The sequence below is a fragment of the Azospira oryzae genome, from assembly GCF_004217225.1.
Classification (GTDB): Bacteria; Pseudomonadota; Gammaproteobacteria; order Burkholderiales; family Rhodocyclaceae; genus Azospira; species Azospira oryzae.
The window spans coordinates 245,506-262,325 of record NZ_SHKM01000002.1 but is presented as its reverse complement, the minus strand read 5'-3'; the positions used below and the strand labels follow the sequence as shown (position 1 = coordinate 262,325).

Annotated in this window: 14 protein-coding genes; 12 read left to right on the top strand and 2 right to left on the bottom strand. The window is 67.4% G+C overall.

Annotated features, from left to right (window positions below; translation table 11 throughout):
- The first annotated feature begins 240 nt into the window (after positions 1-240).
- A complete protein-coding gene (locus EV678_RS10365) occupies positions 241-1,668 on the top strand; it encodes a methyl-accepting chemotaxis protein (RefSeq protein ID WP_165397499.1) in 1,428 nt (475 codons plus the stop codon).
- 56 nt (positions 1,669-1,724) lie between these two features.
- On the opposite strand, the gene nadA is transcribed toward EV678_RS10365, so the two are convergent.
- Positions 1,725-2,822 carry a quinolinate synthase NadA gene (gene nadA, locus EV678_RS10360; protein ID WP_130459475.1) on the bottom strand — a complete coding sequence of 366 codons (1,098 nt, stop codon included), beginning with the start codon at positions 2,820-2,822 and terminating at the stop codon, positions 1,725-1,727.
- 50 nt (positions 2,823-2,872) lie between these two features.
- On the opposite strand from nadA, the gene EV678_RS10355 reads away from it, so the two are divergent.
- The 3 genes from EV678_RS10355 to EV678_RS10345 are packed head-to-tail and all read left to right on the top strand — an operon-like array spanning position 2,873 to position 7,299.
- Positions 2,873-6,016, top strand: coding sequence for a CHAT domain-containing protein (locus EV678_RS10355; RefSeq protein ID WP_130459474.1), 3,144 nt, complete (start codon positions 2,873-2,875; stop codon positions 6,014-6,016).
- Between the two features lie 43 nt (positions 6,017-6,059).
- Positions 6,060-6,476, top strand: a complete 417-nt coding sequence (locus EV678_RS10350; protein ID WP_207222253.1) for a hypothetical protein — start codon at positions 6,060-6,062, stop codon at positions 6,474-6,476.
- Positions 6,477-6,480: 4 nt separating this feature from the next.
- On the top strand, positions 6,481-7,299 hold the full coding sequence (locus tag EV678_RS10345) for a hypothetical protein (RefSeq protein ID WP_130459472.1): 819 nt from the start codon (positions 6,481-6,483) through the stop codon (positions 7,297-7,299).
- Positions 7,300-7,302: 3 nt separating this feature from the next.
- Here EV678_RS10345 and EV678_RS10340 read toward each other — a convergent pair whose 3' ends face one another.
- Positions 7,303-7,755 carry a rhodanese-like domain-containing protein gene (locus tag EV678_RS10340; protein ID WP_014236150.1) on the bottom strand — a complete coding sequence of 151 codons (453 nt, stop codon included), beginning with the start codon at positions 7,753-7,755 and terminating at the stop codon, positions 7,303-7,305.
- 328 nt (positions 7,756-8,083) lie between these two features.
- On the opposite strand from EV678_RS10340, the gene glnA reads away from it, so the two are divergent.
- The 8 genes from glnA to EV678_RS10300 all read left to right on the top strand — a co-directional run bounded on the left by glnA (position 8,084) and on the right by EV678_RS10300 (position 16,819).
- Positions 8,084-9,496 (top strand): glutamate--ammonia ligase, encoded by a 1,413-nt coding sequence (glnA, locus tag EV678_RS10335; protein ID WP_014236151.1) that lies wholly within the window; start codon positions 8,084-8,086, stop codon positions 9,494-9,496.
- Positions 9,497-9,666: 170 nt separating this feature from the next.
- Complete coding sequence (locus EV678_RS10330) at positions 9,667-10,167, top strand: DUF4124 domain-containing protein (RefSeq protein ID WP_014236152.1); 501 nt, start codon at positions 9,667-9,669, stop codon at positions 10,165-10,167.
- Positions 10,168-10,205: 38 nt separating this feature from the next.
- Complete coding sequence (gene glnL, locus EV678_RS10325) at positions 10,206-11,261, top strand: nitrogen regulation protein NR(II) (RefSeq protein WP_130459471.1); 1,056 nt, start codon at positions 10,206-10,208, stop codon at positions 11,259-11,261.
- Positions 11,262-11,341: 80 nt separating this feature from the next.
- The gene (ntrC, locus tag EV678_RS10320) at positions 11,342-12,778 is read left to right on the top strand and encodes a nitrogen regulation protein NR(I) (protein WP_014236154.1); all 1,437 of its coding nucleotides are present in this window, start codon (positions 11,342-11,344) and stop codon (positions 12,776-12,778) included.
- A gap of 132 nt (positions 12,779-12,910) precedes the next feature.
- Positions 12,911-13,714, top strand: coding sequence for a biotin--[acetyl-CoA-carboxylase] ligase (locus EV678_RS10315; RefSeq protein WP_235832449.1), 804 nt, complete (start codon positions 12,911-12,913; stop codon positions 13,712-13,714).
- Positions 13,711-14,469 carry a type III pantothenate kinase gene (locus EV678_RS10310; RefSeq protein ID WP_130459469.1) on the top strand — a complete coding sequence of 253 codons (759 nt, stop codon included), beginning with the start codon at positions 13,711-13,713 and terminating at the stop codon, positions 14,467-14,469. The genes EV678_RS10315 and EV678_RS10310 overlap by 4 nt, the downstream gene beginning before the upstream one ends.
- 108 nt (positions 14,470-14,577) lie before the next feature.
- Positions 14,578-15,942 (top strand): TrpB-like pyridoxal phosphate-dependent enzyme, encoded by a 1,365-nt coding sequence (locus tag EV678_RS10305; protein WP_130459468.1) that lies wholly within the window; start codon positions 14,578-14,580, stop codon positions 15,940-15,942.
- 31 nt (positions 15,943-15,973) lie between these two features.
- Positions 15,974-16,819 carry an SPOR domain-containing protein gene (locus EV678_RS10300; RefSeq protein ID WP_130459467.1) on the top strand — a complete coding sequence of 282 codons (846 nt, stop codon included), beginning with the start codon at positions 15,974-15,976 and terminating at the stop codon, positions 16,817-16,819.
- Position 16,820: the final 1 nt, after the last annotated feature.

Genomic DNA, 16,820 nt, shown 5'->3' with positions numbered 1-16,820 from the left:
ATGCGCGCTCAATCAAAGAAACCCGATGCCCAACATGGATATCTCCCATTTCCGAGTTCGCACCCAGATTGCCATCATGCTGGGAGTGCTGGTGCTCGGCATGCTGGTTTTCGGCGCCTGGTCCTTCCGTACCCTAGGGCAGGTGGAAGTCAATGGCCCGATCTACCGCGATATCGTCCGCGGCAAGGACCTTGTGGCCGATGTTCTGCCGCCCCCAGCTACATTATCGAGTCCTATCTGGTGGTGCTGCAGCTGGCCGATTCGGAACAGGCTGCCGAGCGCGAGTCCCTGATCGCCCGCCTCCACAACCTTGAAAAGGAGTACGCCAGCCGCCGCACTTTCTGGCAGGGGGAACCGCTGGCCTCCGATATCCGGGAACAGTTGCTGACTCAAGCGCATCGGCCAGCGGAGCAGTTCTTTCAGCTGGTGAGCGAGCGCTTCCTGCCCCACTTGAAGGCGGGAGACAATGCCGCACTACGGGGCGACCTGAAAGCTTTGCGGACGAGTTACGAGGCCCATCGGCAGGCCGTGGACCGGGTGGTGGAGATGGCCAACCGTAGCAATGCCACCCAGGAGCAACAGGCCGATCGGGCCATTTCCCGCGCCGGCTTCGGGCTGGTCCTGGTGCTTGGCCTGGCCTTGCTGGGCGGAGGGGCGCTGGCCTTGGTCATCAGCAGGGGGTTGATCAAGCGCATCCGCCAGGCTGCCGAGGTGGCCACCCGGGTGGCCCAGGGCGACTTGCGTACCCCGGTCACGGTGGATGGGGGAGGTGAGGTCGGTGAGTTGATGTCGGCCCTACAGACCATGCAGTTGCGGCTGCGGGAACTGATTGCCCATCTGGGCGAGAGTGCCGACCATATTTTCAGCGCATCCCAGCAACTGTCCGTGTCGGCGGAGCAGGTTTCCGCCCGCACCCAGGATCAGTCCCAGTCGGCCCAGAACATTGCCGGTGCCGTTTCTGCCCTGACCGAGCAGATCGCAGCCATGGCCGAGAGCGCCAATCGTTCGGAAACCATGGTGCATGAGGCAGGCAATACGTCGGCGCAGGGCAGCGCCGCGGTGACCCGCACCGCGGAAGAGGTGGCGGAAGTGGCGCGCCGGGTGGGAGAAACATCGGACACCATCCAGTCCTTGGGTGACCAGTCCCGGCGTATCTCTGACATCGTCAATGTAATCAAGGAAATTGCCGACCAGACCAACCTGCTGGCGCTCAACGCGGCGATTGAAGCGGCCCGGGCGGGGGAAACGGGGCGGGGCTTTGCCGTGGTGGCCGATGAGGTGCGAAAGCTGGCGGAGCGCACCAGCCAATCCACCCACGAAATCACTGCCATGATTACCGCAGTGCAGACCGGCACGAGCCGGGCTGTGGAATCCATGCTGCTTGGCTCCGAGAAGGCCAAGGACGGCGTGGGCCTGGTGCAACAGGCAGCGGCCACCATGCTGGAAATCAAGGCTGGCACCGAAGCCATTACCGAAGAGATCGTGACCATCTCATCAGCCCTCAGGTCCCAGGCCGAAAACAGTCGCCACGTAACTCATCAGGTGGACGAAATTGCCCGGGTCTCCAGCGATAACAACCTGGCCATCCAGGAAGTCGCCCAGACGGCAGTGAGTCTGACCCGGTTGGCGGAGGCCCAGCACGATGCCGTGGCGCGTTTCCGTCTCTGATTCAGCGGGGCAAAAAAAGGGCGTCCGAGGACGCCCTTTTTTCTTTCTGCCATGGCTCAGGAAATGGCCAGCATCCGGTCCAGGGCCAGCTTGGCCATGGGGGCTTCGTGGGCCGGTACGCTGATGCGGTTCACCACGTTGCCCTCGGCCAGGTTTTCCAGGGTCCAGGCCAGGTGCTGGGGGTCGATGCGCTGCATGGTGGAACACATGCACACCGTGGGGGCCATGAACTGGACGATCTTGCCTTCCGCCTTCACTTCCTCGGCCAGGCGGTTCACCAGGTTGAGCTCGGTGCCCACCAGCCAGCGGGTGTTGGGGGCGGCTTCCTTGATGGTCTTGACGATGAGCTCGGTGGAGCCCACGTAATCGGAGGCCTTGCAGACGTCGAAGCAGCATTCCGGGTGGGAGATCACCAGGCAGTCCGGATGCTCCTGGCGGAAGCGCTGGATGTGGGTCGGCTGGAACATCTGGTGCACCGAACAGTGGCCCTTCCACAGCAGGATCTTGGCCTCCTTGATCTGCTGGGGGGTGAGGCCGCCGTATTCCTGGTCCGGGTCCCACACCACCATCTGCTCCATGGGGATGCCCATGTTGTGGCCGGTCCAGCGGCCCAGGTGCTGGTCGGGGAAGAACAGCACCTTTTCGCGCTGGGCGAAGGCCCACTTGGCGATGGTGCCGGCGTTGGAGGAGGTGCACACGATGCCGCCCCGTTCGCCGCAGAAGGCTTTCAGGTCGGCAGCGGAGTTGATGTAGGTGACCGGGGTCACCAGGCTTTCCGCATTGCCCAGCACTTCGTTCAGTTCGCGCCAGCAGCGCTCCACCTTGGCCAGGTTGGCCATGTCGGCCATGGAACAGCCGGCCGCCAGATCCGGCAGGATGGCGATCTGCTCCGGCTTGGACATGATGTCCGCCACCTCGGCCATGAAATGCACGCCGCAGAAGACGATGTATTCGGCGTCGGTCTGGGAGGCCAGGCGGGACAGCTTGAGGGAGTCGCCGGTGAGGTCGGCGTGCTGGTACACGTCGGCCCGCTGGTAGTGGTGGCAGAGCAGGACGGCCTTCTTGCCCAGCTTGGCCCGGGCGGCGCGGATGCGCTCCTGGCAGTCGGCGTCGGCCATCTGGTTGAAACGGTCGAATTGAATGGTGGCTTGCATTTGCTAGTATGTTCCCGTACGGAATGGGAGCCCGGGGGCGAGGAGCAATGTTGGGAAAGCGGAAATTCTATCATCGCTGGGGCCGGCCCCTTTCGCTGCTTTGCCTGCTGCTGGCGGGGGGCGCTGCACCGGTATTCGGCGAGGAAGCGTTGCCGGAGCCGGAGGAGTTGCTGCTGGCGCCGCCGCCCCGCACCATCCAGGACGTCACCCGCCTGCTGGCCCAGTACAAGCCGGACCCCAAGGCGGCGGCCGAAGTCGTCGCCGCAGCCGAAAAGCCGGTACCCGATACCTCGGACCGCAATGTGCTGTTCGAGTTTTATCTGGAACGGGCCCGGGCTGCCGGCCGCATCGGCCGGGTCCGGCAGCAGATCGCCGACCTGGGCCAGGCCCGACTCCTGGGCGAAGCCGGTTCGGCCCGCTATTCCCGCGCCCTGCGGGAACTGGCCTCCGCCGAAACCTCCGGCGGCAACCTGCTGGCGGCCGTGCGTTACGCCGAGGAGGCCATCCGCGCCACTCCGGCCAATTCCCAGGGCCAGCTGACGGGGACCAACCAGCTGGCCGCCTACCAGTACACCCTGATCGGCGATTTCGACAGCGCCCGGGCCCGGCTGCGGGACCTGGAGGCCATCCTGACCCGCATGAAGCAGAGCCGCAACTGGGACAACTTCGGCCATTCCTGGGTGGCCAACTACGAGCGGGCCCGGGGTGAGCTGTTCCGTGTCGAGGGCCGCTTCATCGAAGCCGAAGCGGCCTACCGCCGCGCCCTGCGGGAGAACGACGCCTACCTGGCGCTGCTGCCCCGGCTGCAGGAGCGGAACATCGACGGCGGCAGCGTGGATGGCAGCCGCCGTTTCACCGAGGTGCTGGAACGGAGCCTGGCGGCCACCCTGCTGGCCCAGGGCAAGACGGCGGAGGCCGAGATCTATGCCCGCCAGGCCATCCGCCACTCCCTGGAGCGGGGCGGCCGGGATTCGACCGATGTGGGCCAGGGCCTGCGCATCCTGGCCTCCATCCTGGCCGAGGAGGGGCGCCTGGAGGAGTCCACCCTGCTGGCCCGGGCGGCCCTGGACACTTTCCTCGAGGCCGGCGCCGTGCCCGAATCCCGCCTGCTTTCGGATGCCCGCCGCGCCCTGGCGGCGGCGCTGGTGGCCCAGCGCCGTTATGGCGAGGCCCTCCAGGTATTCGAGGAACTGCGGGCCGGCATCGCCGCTTCCCCCGAGCTGCTGGCCAAGACCGGTGCCGCCGACCTGGATTGGGTGCTGGCCCTGCTGCGTACCGGCAATGTGACGCGGGCCGAGCAGATGGCCCGGGCCATGTACGACTGGGCCCGCCAGCGCTACGGCGAGGGCAGTGCCCGCAGTGCCGAAGTGCGGGGCTTCCTGGCCATGACCCTGGGCGCCGCCGGCCGCCCCGAGGAGGCCTTCCAGGCCTTTGCCCAGGCGGTGCCGATCCTGCTGGACCAGGCCCGCAACGATGCCGAGGCGGAAACTGGTAGCCGCAAACGCCAGCAGCGCCTGCTGCTGATCCTGGAAAGCTACCTGCAGCTGCTGGGGCGCCTGGATGCCTCCAGCCCGCTCCTGCCCAAGGGCTTCGATGTGGTGGCCGAGTCCTTCCGCCTGGCCGACATCGCCCGTTCCAGCGGCGTACAGCGGGCCCTTACCGCCAGTGCCGCCCGGGCCCGCATCGACGATCCGGCCCTGGCCGAGCTGGCGCGCAAGGAACAGGACGCCCAGCGCCGCATCAATTCCCTCAACACCCTGCTGACCCAGCTGCTGTCGGCTGCCCCGGACCAGCAGCTGCCCCAGGTGCAGCAGAAGATCCGCAGCGATGTGGATGCCCTGCGCCAGCAGCGGGAAGGCTATCGCAAGGACATCGCCCGCCGTTTCCCCGATTACGCCCAGCTGGTGGATCCCCGGCCGGTGACCCTGGAGGAGGCGCGGCGTCGGCTGCACCCGGGGGAGGTGCTGGTGGCCTGGTACTTCGGCGAGGAGGGCGGCCAGGTATGGGCGGTGCCGGCCCAGGGCCAGGCCCGCTCGGCACCCGTCGCCCTGTCCCGGGCCCGGCTGGCGGCGGCCGTGGCCGGCCTGCGCCGCGCCCTGGATCCGGGGGTGACCAGCATCGAGGAAATCCCCCCCTTCGACGTGGCCGCCGCCCACGATCTCTACGTGCAACTGCTGCAGCCCGTGCTGCCGGCCTGGCAGGGTGCCCGGGTCCTGCTGGCGGTGCCCCACGCCGAGCTGGGCCAGCTGCCCCTTTCCGTCCTGGTGACAGAAGCGGTGCCGGCGCCGGGCCGCAGCCCGCTGCCTTTCGCTGCCTACAAGGAGGTGCCCTGGCTGGCCCGCAGCGTCGCCATCGCCCAGCTGCCCTCGGTAACGGCCCTGGGCAGCCTGCGGGCCCTCAAGCCGGGGGATGCCGGGCGTCGTCCCTTCATCGGTTTCGGCGATCCCCTGTTCAGCGAGGAGCAGGCCCGGCTGGCGGCGTTGCCCCCCAAGGGCATGGCCACCCGGGGAGTGCCCCTGCACCTGCGCAGCGTGCCTCGCACCGGTGGCGTCGATTCGGCCGAGCTGGCTTTGCTGCCGCGCCTGCCCGACACGGGCAGCGAAATCCGGGAAATCGCCCGGGTTCTGGGGGCCGAACGGGATGACGACATCTACCTGCAGACCCGGGCCAGCGAACGCTCCGTCCTGGAGGCGGACCTGAGCAACCGGCGGGTGGTGATGTTCGCCACCCACGGCCTGGTGCCCGGGGACCTGGACGGCCTGATCCAGCCTGCCCTGGCCCTCACGGCGCCCCAGCTCAGCGGCGGCAAGGGCGACGGCCTGCTGACCCTGGACGAGATTCTCGGCCTGAAGCTGAATGCGGATTGGGTGGTACTCTCCGCCTGCAATACGGCAGCGGGGGAGGGCAGCGGCGCCGAGGCTGTGTCAGGCCTGGGGCGGGCCTTTTTCTACGCCGGCGCCCGGGCCCTGCTGGTCTCCAACTGGCCGGTGGAAACCGTGGCGGCCCGTCTCATCATGACGGACCTGTTCCGCCGCCAGGTGCAGACGCCGGGGCTGGCCAAGGCCGAGGCCCTGCGCCAGTCCATGCTGGCCCTGCTGTCCGGGCCGGGCAGCGTGGATGCGAAAACGGGCAAGGCTGCGTTCAGCTATGCCCATCCCCTGTTTTGGGCCCCCTTCGTGGTGGTGGGCGATTGAGAGGAGAGCGACGATGCAGCGAGTGACGAGTTTTTTTGCGACGATGGCCTTGCTCGGCCTGCTCAGCGGCCCGGCCGCGGCAGTGACCCTGATCAAGGATGAGGAAGCCCGCCTGCCGGCAGCGGCGGCGGGGCTGGTCACCCGCGGCATCACCCGGGGCCCGGGGGTGAAGATGCTGTCCCCCGATCCGGCGGCCGGCCCGGTCAAATCCCCCTTCAACCTGAAGGTCAGCTTCGAACCCCGTGGCGGAGCCCGGATCGATCCGGCCAGCGTCTCCGTCACCTACCTGAAGGCGACCCCGGTGGACCTGCTGCCCCGGGTCAAGGCCGGCTTGAGTGCGGGCGGTATCGAGCTGGCGGGCGCCGAAGTGCCGCCGGGGGAGCACCAGATCCGCGTCACCGTGCAGGACAGCGAGGGGCGTCAGTCCTCCACCGTGCTGCAGCTCAATGTGGTGAAGTGATCCCATGAAGTGCCCCTACTGCACCTCCGACATTTCCCGGGAAGCCCTGGTGTGTCCCGTCTGCCGCCGCGACCTCTACCTGTTCAAGCCGCTCCTGGCCCGCATTGCGGACCTGGAGGCCAAGTTGCAGGAGAGCCGCGAGGCGGTACCGGAACTGTCGGCCCTGCAGGAGCGGATTCGCCTGCTGGAAGCCGGCAGCCCGACCGGGACCATGCCCGGCGCGGCGACCGGCGGTTCTGGCTGCGGGCGGGGCAGCTGGCTGCTGTACTGGGGGCTGCCCCTGCTGTTGTTGCTGCTGGCCCACGGCCTGATTGTGCTGGCCTTCGATCTCGACACGCTATATCTGCGCATCGTTTCCCTGCTCATTCCCCTGCCCTTCGGTTTTATGCTGCTGCAACGGGGGCCGCGGTCCCTCTGGCATGCCGGCGCTGCCGCCTTTGCCATGGCGGCCCTGGCGGTGCTCGGCATGAGTGGTCTGGTGGCCTACGTGGATGGGGTGCCCTGGCTGCCCCAGGGGCGGGTGGAGTGGCGCGAATTCGCCGAGTACGCCGCCAGCATCGGTTTCAGCTACCTCACCGGCATGCTGCTGGGGCGCCTGCTGGCTCGCCGTGTCTCCGCGCTGCCGGCGGACTTGGCGGCGGAGGCGGCGGCAGGGCAGGGCGGCTGGAAGATGGCCCTGGCGCGGCGTCTGGTGAGCGGCCCGCCCAGCATGGAAAAGCTGCAGAAGGCGGTGTCCCGCATCAACGAGGTTTCCAGTTCCCTGGTGGCCATCGGCACCACGGTGCTGTCCATCTACACCGGGCTGAAGGACCTGCTCGGCTGATCCTCAGCCCTGCTGCCAGGGCAGGCCGGCATGGCGCCAGCCGCCCACCTTGTTGCGCTGGCCGTTGGCATCCTTGTCGCCCTCGAAGCCTTCGAGGACGTTGTACACCTCGGTGTAACCGGCCTGCACCGCCGTTTCGGCGGCCTTGTGGGAACGGGCGCCGCTGCGGCAGATGAACATCACCAGGGCCTCTTTATCCACCTGATGCACCAGTTGGGCGGCGAAGTGGGGATTGGGCTGGTTGCCGGGATACTGCATCCATTCGATTTCCACGGCACCGGGAATGCGGCCGACCCAGTCCCACTCGGCGTGGGTGCGCACATCCACCAGCTTGGCTCCCGGCGCTGACTGCAGCAGTTCGTAGGCCTCCCGGGGCGTCAGGGCGCCGCCATAGGGCAGGCCCAGTTGCCGGGCCCGTTCCTGGGCCAGGGTCAGAATGTCGGAAATCTTGCCCATGGCGCTTGTCCTTCTGCTGGTTGATGGGAAAAGTATAAGTCAGATGCCGCTGCCGGCGGAGCCGTCCAGGTTTCCTGGCGCCGGAGTTGTCGCGAGGGGGACGAGCGGCTTTGGGGCGCCGATATACACGAACGCACCAGAATGGTGCGTTAGCCTGTAAAATGCACCGTTTGCGTGCGTCAAAAAAGTCCCGGTCGGGAAGTTTGCTTATGGCACAATGGCCTACTCGGCGCGAAGTGCTGGCATGGAACCTGCTATGAAAGTCGCGCACCGAATTATTTGATTTTGCCGGTCCGGCCGGTACCTGTTCAGTTAGGAGACTTAGCGTATGGCTACCCCCCAAGACATCATGAAGATGGTCAAGGAAAACGACGTCAAGTTCGTCGATTTCCGTTTCACCGACACCCGCGGTAAAGAGCAACACGTGGGCGTGCCCGTCAGCGCCTTCGACGAAGACAAGTTCGAATCCGGCCACGCTTTCGACGGTTCCTCCATCGCTGGCTGGAAGGGTATCCAGGCCTCCGACATGCTGCTGATGCCGGACCCCAACACTGCCTACATCGACCCCTTCTTCGACGAAACCACCCTGATCCTGACCTGTGACGTGGTGGAACCGGCCGACGGCAAGGGCTACGACCGCGACCCCCGCTCCATCGCCAAGCGCGCTGAAGCCTACCTGAAGTCCTCCGGCATCGGCGACACCGCCTTCTTCGGTCCGGAACCCGAATTCTTCATCTTCGACTCCGTGGAGTGGAAGACCGACATGTCCGGCACCTACGTGAAGATCTTCTCCGAAGAGGCTGCCTGGTCCACCGCCGAGAAGTTCGATGGCGGCAACGCCGGCCACCGTCCCATGGTCAAGGGCGGCTATTTCCCCGTGCCCCCCGTTGATTCCTTCAACGACATGCGCGCCCAGATGTGCCTGCTGCTGGAAGCCTGCGGCGTGCCCGTCGAAGTGCACCACCACGAAGTCGCCACCGCCGGCCAGAACGAAATCGGCACCGTCTTCAACACCCTGGTGCGTCGCGCCGACCAGACCCAGATCCTGAAGTACATCGTGCACAACGTGGCACACCAGTACGGCAAGACTGCCACCTTCATGCCCAAGCCCATCGTTGGCGACAACGGTTCCGGCATGCACGTGCACCAGTCCATCTGGAAGGATGGTCAGAACCTGTTCGCCGGCAACGGCTACGCCGGCCTGTCCGAAACCGCCCTGTACTACATCGGCGGCATCATCAAGCACGCCAAGGCCCTGAACGCCATCACCAACCCCGGTACCAACTCCTACAAGCGTCTGGTGCCCCACTACGAAGCTCCGGTGAAGCTGGCCTACTCCGCCAAGAACCGTTCCGCTTCCATCCGCGTGCCCTTCGTGCAATCCACCAAGGCCCGCCGTATCGAAACCCGCTTCCCCGATCCCATCGCCAACCCCTACCTGTGCTTCGCTGCACTGCTGATGGCTGGCCTGGACGGCATCCAGAACAAGATTCACCCCGGCGACGCTGCCGACAAGAATCTGTACGACCTGCCGCCCGAAGAAGATGCCAAGATCCCGACCGTTTGCGCCAGCCTGGACGAAGCCCTGGCCAACCTGGACAAGGACCGCGAGTTCCTGACCCGCGGCGGCGTCTTCTCCAACGACTGGATCGATTCCTTCATCGACCTGAAGATGGAAGAAGTGAACAAGCTGCGCATGACCACCCACCCGGTGGAATTCGACCTGTACTACAGCTGCTAAGCGGCTGCAGTACCGAGAAAGGGGACGGCCGCGGCCGTCCCTTTTTTTTGCTCCCGAGGCCGCCGAGCGAGGCCTCCGACGCCGTGTCCGGGCTTGCCCGGAGCAATGGCAAAGGCATTTGTAAAAGCCCTATCGATCCAATACACTTGCCCCGAACTCAAGGAGCGGCAATGAATACCAAGCTTTCCCGTGCCTCCCTGCTGGCCAGCCTGCTGGCCCTGGGGTTTGTCGGCCCGGTCCGGGCCGACATCTTCAAATGTACCGACGACGCCGGTCACATCACCTATGCCAATGCCCCCGGCAAGGGCTGCAAGCGCATCATCACCGATCCCACCAACTCGGCTCCCAGCGGCGGCAGCCGGGCCCCGGCCAAGGTCAGCACGCCTTCGCCTTCGGATTTCCCCAAGGTGGGCAGCGAAACCCAGCGCAGCCGCGACAACGACCGCCGCACCATCCTGGAACAGGAACTGGCGGCGGAGCAGAAGAACCTGGAGGCCGCCAAGAAGGAGCTGGCCAATCAGGAGGCCAACATCCAGCCGACCGACCGCAACGTCGGCGGCGGCATCAACGGCGCCAAGGTGGCCGAGCGGGTGCAGCCCTACAAGGACAAGGTGCAACTGCATGAGCGCAACATCGAAGCCATCCGCAAGGAAATCGGCAATCTGCGTTGAGCGCCGCGGCTGGTACGCTTCCTGCTATCCAACCAGCCATGCCTAATCTGAATCCCGGCCCCTTCAGCGGCCTCGACCTGCTTTCGTCTGCCGTCATCCTTCTGGGTGACGGCCTTGTCATCCGCCACATGAACCCGGCGGCGGAGAACCTGCTGGCCACCAGCGGCCGGGTGGTGGTGGGACGCTCCCTGCTGGACATCATCCAGGCCTCGGCCGGCCTGCAGAAGGCCCTGGACAGCGCTCTGGACAACGACTGGAGCTATACCGGCCACAACATCGAGATTCGCCGCGAAGACGACGAGGTGCTGCAGATCAACTGCACCGTGACGCCGGTGGATGCCCCGGAGGCCCGCCTGCTGCTGGAGCTGCGACCCATCGACCAGCAGATCCGCGCCTCCCGGGAAGAGCGCCTGCTGCAACAACAACAGGCCAGCCGGGAACTGATCCGCAACCTGGCCCACGAGATCAAGAATCCCCTCGGCGGCATCCGAGGCGCCGCCCAGCTGCTGGAATTCGAACTGAACAACCCCAGCCTGCGGGAATACACCCAGGTCATCATCAAGGAAGCGGACCGCCTGCAGGACCTGATGCAGCGCCTGCTTTCGCCCCATCGCCCGATGCAACCGGGGCCGGTGAACATCCACGAAATCCTGGAACGGGTGCGCAGCCTGCTGCTGGCCGAATTCCCCGGCCAGCTGAAAATCCGCCGCGACTACGACACCAGCCTGCCGGACCTCATCGGCGACCGGGAGCAGCTGATCCAGGCCATCCTCAACATCGCCCGCAACGCCGCCCAGGCCATGGAAGGCAAGGGCGAGATCGTCCTGCGCACCCGGGCCGTGCGCCAGGTGACCCTGGCCAAGAAGCGCTTCCGCCTGGCCCTGGAACTGCAGGTGATCGACAACGGCCCCGGCATTCCCGAAGACATCCGGGAGCGCATGTTCTACCCCCTGGTCTCCGGCCGGGACGGTGGTTCCGGCCTGGGTCTGACCCTGGCCCAGAGCTTCGTGCAGCAGCACCAGGGCACGGTGGAATGCGAGAGCCGCCCGGGCCGCACCTGCTTCATCGTGCGCCTGCCCCTGGAACACGCCTGAGGTCGTCAGCCAAGCTGGCAAAGTAATTGCTCGGTGCTGTGGACCATTTCGCCACAGCGCAAAACGAATAAGGGATCACAATGAAACCCGTCTGGATTGTCGACGATGACCGCTCCATCCGCTGGGTCCTGGAAAAGGCCCTGGCCCGGGAACAGATCGCCCACAAGAGCTTCGCCTCCGCCGTGGATGCCCTGGCCGCCCTGGATGCCGGAGAGGTGCCCCAGGTCCTGCTTTCGGACATCCGCATGCCCGGCCAGTCAGGTCTGGAGCTGCTGCAGCACGTGAAGTCCCACATCCCCTCCCTGCCGGTCATCATCATGACCGCCTACTCGGACCTGGAGAGCGCCGTCGCCGCCTTCCAGGGCGGGGCCTTCGAATACCTGCCCAAACCCTTCGACGTGGACCAGGCCCTGGAACTGATCCGCCGGGCCCTGGATGAATCGATGCACCAGGATGGTGCGGTCGAGGAAACCAGCATCAGTCCGGAGATCCTTGGCCAGGCTCCGGCCATGCAGGAAGTCTTCCGCGCCATCGGCCGTCTGGCCATGAGCCACGCCACCGTGCTCATCACCGGCGAATCCGGTTCCGGCAAGGAACTGGTGGCCCGGGCCCTGCATCGCCACAGCCCCCGGGCGGACAAGCCCTTCATCGCCATCAACACCGCGGCCATTCCCAAGGATCTGCTCGAATCCGAACTGTTCGGCCACGAGCGGGGCGCCTTCACCGGCGCCGCCACCCAGCGCCGGGGCCGCTTCGAGCAGGCCGAGGGCGGCACCCTGTTCCTCGACGAAATCGGCGACATGCCCTCGGAACTGCAGACCCGCCTGCTGCGGGTGCTCTCCGACGGCCACTACTACCGGGTCGGCGGCCACCAGCCGCTGAAGGCCAATGTGCGGGTCATCGCCGCCACCCACCAGAACCTGGAAACCCGGGTCAAGGACGGCCTCTTCCGGGAGGATCTGTTCCACCGCCTCAACGTCATCCGTATCCGCCTGCCGGCCCTGCGCGAGCGGCGCGAGGACATTCCCCTGCTGGCCCGCCACTTCCTCGCCAAGAGCGCCCAGGAGCTGGGGGTGGAGCCCAAGCGCCTGTCCGACGGGGCGGTGAAGTTCCTCGTCTCCCTCGACTTCCAGGGCAACGTGCGGCAGCTGGAAAACCTCTGCCATTGGCTCACCGTCATGGCTCCCGGCCAGCTGGTGGAAGTGGGGGACCTGCCGCCGGAACTGCGGGAAACCTCCCCCGCCAGCGGCGCCGGCGTCATCGGCGGCTGGGAGGAAGCCCTGGCGGCCGAGGCCGATCGGCTCCTGGCCCGGGGCGTGCCGGACATCCACGGCAAGCTCTCCGACACCTTCGAGCGCATCCTCATCTCCCGCGCCCTGGCCCACACCGGCGGCCGCCGCATCGAGGCGGCCCAGGCCCTGGGCATCGGCCGCAACACCATCACCCGCAAGATCCAGGAGCTGGGTCTGGAGGGCGGCAAGGCCGCCGCTGCGGCCGAGGAACCGGCGGCGGAATAAGCGGCTTCGGCCCCGCCGGGGGATTCGATTCCCGGCGGCGGCTGCCTCTGAGGCCAGAGCATGGGGCCAGAGAAGTTTTTCCTTCCCGGCCTTATCCCCGATAATGGCGCCTTCATTCCTTCTGGCGCTGTCATGGCTGCATCCCTGATCGACCCGGCCCTCCTCGTTTCCCGCCTCGGCGCCATCGTCGGCCGGGTGGATGTGGACAGCCTGGAAAGCTGCGATTCCACCAGTTCCGAACTGTCGCACCGGGCCGCCCGGGGGGCGCCGGCCGGCAGTGTGGTGGTGGCCGACCGGCAGAGCGCCGGCCGCGGGCGGCGGGGCCGGGACTGGGTTTCCAGCCCCGAGGACAGTCTCACCTTTTCCCTGCTGTGGCGCTTTGCCGGCGGTTTCGACAAGGTGGCCGGCCTGTCCTTGGCCGTTGGCGTGGCCGTCGCCCGGGCCTGCGAATCCCTCGGCGCCGCCGGTGTGGTTCTGAAATGGCCCAACGACGTGCTGGCCCCGGTGCCGGACGGCCTCGGCAAGCTGGCCGGCATCCTGGTGGAACTGTCGTCCAGCCGCAGCGGTACCGAGGCCATCATCGGCATCGGTATTAATTTGCGGGCACCGGCGGTGAGTGCGCCCGGCGGGCTGGCCCCGGCCGGTCTAGCGACGCTGATGGGCGCGGTGCCGGAGCGCCACGACCTGCTGGCGGCCCTGCTGCGGGAGCTGGTGGCGGTGCTGGACCGCTTCAGCCGCGGCGGCTTTGCCGCCCTCGCCGACGACTGGCAGCGGCGCCATGCCTGGCAGGACTGTCCGGTGCATTTGCTGGAGGAAGGCAAGGTGGTGGCCTCCGGCCTGTGCCGCGGCGCCGACGGCGACGGCGCCCTGCTGCTGGAGGGCCCGGACGGCGTGCTGCGCCACCTGGCCGGCGACCTTTCCCTGAGGCCCCTATGATCCTGCTGCTCGATGCCGGCAACACCCGTCTCAAGTGGGGCCTGCGCCAGGCCGGCGCCTGGCGTGCCCGGGGCGCCCTGGAACGGGAGCGCATCGGCGATCTGCCCCACGCCCTGCGCCAGGCCCTGCCGGCGGGGCAGGGGCTGCAGCGCATCCTCTTTTGCAACGTGGCCGGGCCGGAAGTGGCGGCGGCCGTGGCCCAGGCCCTGGTGCCCCTGTCCCCCGGGCTGGAGAATTTTCTGGCGACGCCGGAAGCTGCCGGGGTGCGCAACGGCTACGCCCGCCCGGCCCAGCTGGGGGCGGATCGCTGGGCCGCCCTGGTGGGCGCCTGGAACCAGGAGCGCCGGCCCTGCCTGGTGGTCAATGCGGGCACCGCCCTGACCATCGACGTGCTGCTGGAAGACCCGGAACGACCCGGCCACGGCTATTTCGCCGGCGGCTGCATCCTGCCCGGCTTCGACCTGATGCGGGGCGCCCTCAACCGCCACACGGCCCAGCTGCCCCTGGCCGAGGGGGATTTCGCCGAGCTGCCGCGCAGCACCGATGCGGCCATCGTCAGCGGCTGCCTGCATGCCCAGGCCGGCGCCGTGGAGCGGCTCTACCGGCAGCTGCCGCCCGGCTCCCCCTGCCTGCTTTCCGGCGGCGGCGCCGCCCAGCTGGACGAATGCCTGGACCCGGCCCTGCCGGTGCGCCGGGTGGATTACCTGGTGCTGGAAGGACTGGCCCGGGTCGCCGATCTGCCGGCCGTCGCCTGACGGCCGCCGCGGCGGCCCCGCCCGGCCGGAAAGCCGGGGCGGGGCCGCGTTATACTTCGCCTGCCGGCCTTGCTGCCGGCCAGAACCGTTAAAAGACAAAGGGAGATCATGGAGAACACCCGCATCCTGCTCGAGCAGAACGAGATTCCGACCCACTGGTACAACATCGTGGCCGACCTGAAGACCCCGCCGGCCCCGCCCCTGGGTCCGGACGGCCAGCCGGCGACGCCGGAGCAGATGGGCGTCATCTTCCCCGGCGCCATCCTCGAACAGGAAATGTCGGACCAGCGCTGGATTCCCATTCCCCAGGAAGTGCGCGAAATCTACCGCCTGTGGCGCCCCGCGCCCCTGGTCCGGGCCGTGCGCCTGGAGCAGGCCCTGGGTACCACCGCCAAGATCTACTACAAGTACGAAGGCGTCTCCCCGGCCGGCTCCCACAAGCCCAACTCCGCCGTGCCCCAGGCTTTCTACAACAAGCAGGCCGGCATCAAGCGCCTGACCACCGAAACCGGCGCCGGCCAGTGGGGTTCCTCCATCTCCTTCGCGGGCCAGATGTTCGGCCTGCCGGTGCGGGTGTACATGGTCAAGGTCAGCTACGACCAGAAGCCCTACCGCCGCCTGATGATGCAGACCTGGGGTGCCGAAGTCTTCGCCAGCCCCTCCGAGCTGACCCAGACCGGCCGTGCCGCCCTGGCGGAGAATCCTGACAACCAGGGCTCCCTAGGCCTGGCCATCTCCGAAGCGGTGGAAGAGGCCGCCTCCCGCCCCGACACCAACTACACCCTGGGCTCCGTGCTCAACCACGTGCTGCTGCACCAGACCATCGTCGGCCTGGAAGCGAAGAAGCAGTTCGACAAGATCGGCGAATACCCGGACGTGGTCATCGGGCCCTGCGGCGGCGGCTCCTCCTTCGGCGGCATCGCCTTCCCCTTCCTGGCCGACAAGGCCGCCGGCGACAAGCGGGCGGAAAACCTGCGCTGCCTGGCGGTGGAACCCACCTCCTGCCCGACCCTGACCAAGGGCGCCTACGCCTACGACTTCGGCGACGCCTCCGGCTTCACGCCCCTGATGAAGATGTACACCCTGGGCCACGACTTCATGCCCCCCGGCATCCACGCCGGCGGCCTGCGCTACCACGGCGCCTCGCCCCTGGTTTCCCAGGTGGTGCATGAGGGCCTGGTGGAGCCGGTGGCCGTTTCCCAGCTGGCCACCTTCGAGGCCGGCGTGCAGTTCGCCCGGGCCGAGGGCATCATTCCCGCCCCCGAATCCTGCCACGCCATCCGCGCCGCCATCGACGAGGCCCTGAAGGCCAAGGTGACCGGTGAGCCCAAGGTGATCCTGTTCAACCTCACCGGCCACGGCCACTTCGACATGTCTTCCTACGAGCGCTTCTTCAGCGGCAAGCTGGAGGACTACGACTACCCGGCCGAGGCGGTCGCCCGTTCCCTGGAACACCTGCCCAAGGTGGGCTGAGGCCAGCCGGCCATCTCCGGAGATTTCCGTCATGCGCGTCCTGGTCTTCCTGCTGGTTCTGGCCAATCTGCTGTTCTTCGTCTTCGCCCGGGGCTACCTGGGCGGCGGCGACAACCCGGATGGGGAGCGGCTGCACCAGCAGCTGCAGCCGGAGCGCATCGTCATCGTCAGCAAGGGCGAGCCGGCGGCGGAGGCAGGTGAGAAGCCGACCGCCGAGGCCCCTGCCCCCGTAGCCAAGGAGGACGCGCCTGCCAGTCAGGGGGTGGCGGAGACACCCGCCCCTGCGGCCTCCCAGGCGACCGACAAGAAGGCGGAAGAAAAGAAGGGCGACGAGAAAAAGCCGGAGGAAAAGAAGCCGGAAGAGAAAAAGGCCGAGGACAAGAAAGCCGAGGACAAGAAGGCCCAGGCCTGCCTGGCCTGGCCCGACCTGCCGGCCGCCGAGGCCGACGCCCTGGTGGCCCTGGCCAAGAAGCGCTACCCGAGCCTGACCCTCTCCCGCAGCGTGGTCTCCGCCGAAGGCGGCAGCCACTGGGTGTATATCCCGCCCCTGGCGAGCAAGGCCGACGCCGAGCGCAAGGCCGGCGAGCTGAAAAAGCTGGGGGTCACCGAGTTCTTCATCGTTACCGAAGCCGGCGCCAACCAGTACGCCATTTCCCTCGGCATCTTCTCCAGCGAGCAGGGCGCCAAGGACCAGCTGGACAGCCTCAAGGCCAAGGGCGTGCGTTCGGCCAAGGTGGGGCTGCGGGGCGGCAAGACCACCGCCGTGCATGTGGAAGCCCGGGGCGATCCGACCCAGATCCAGGGCCTCAAGGATTCGGGCACCGCCATCACCGCCACGCCCTCCGCCTGCGAAGCCAAGGCGGCGAAGAAGCCCTGAA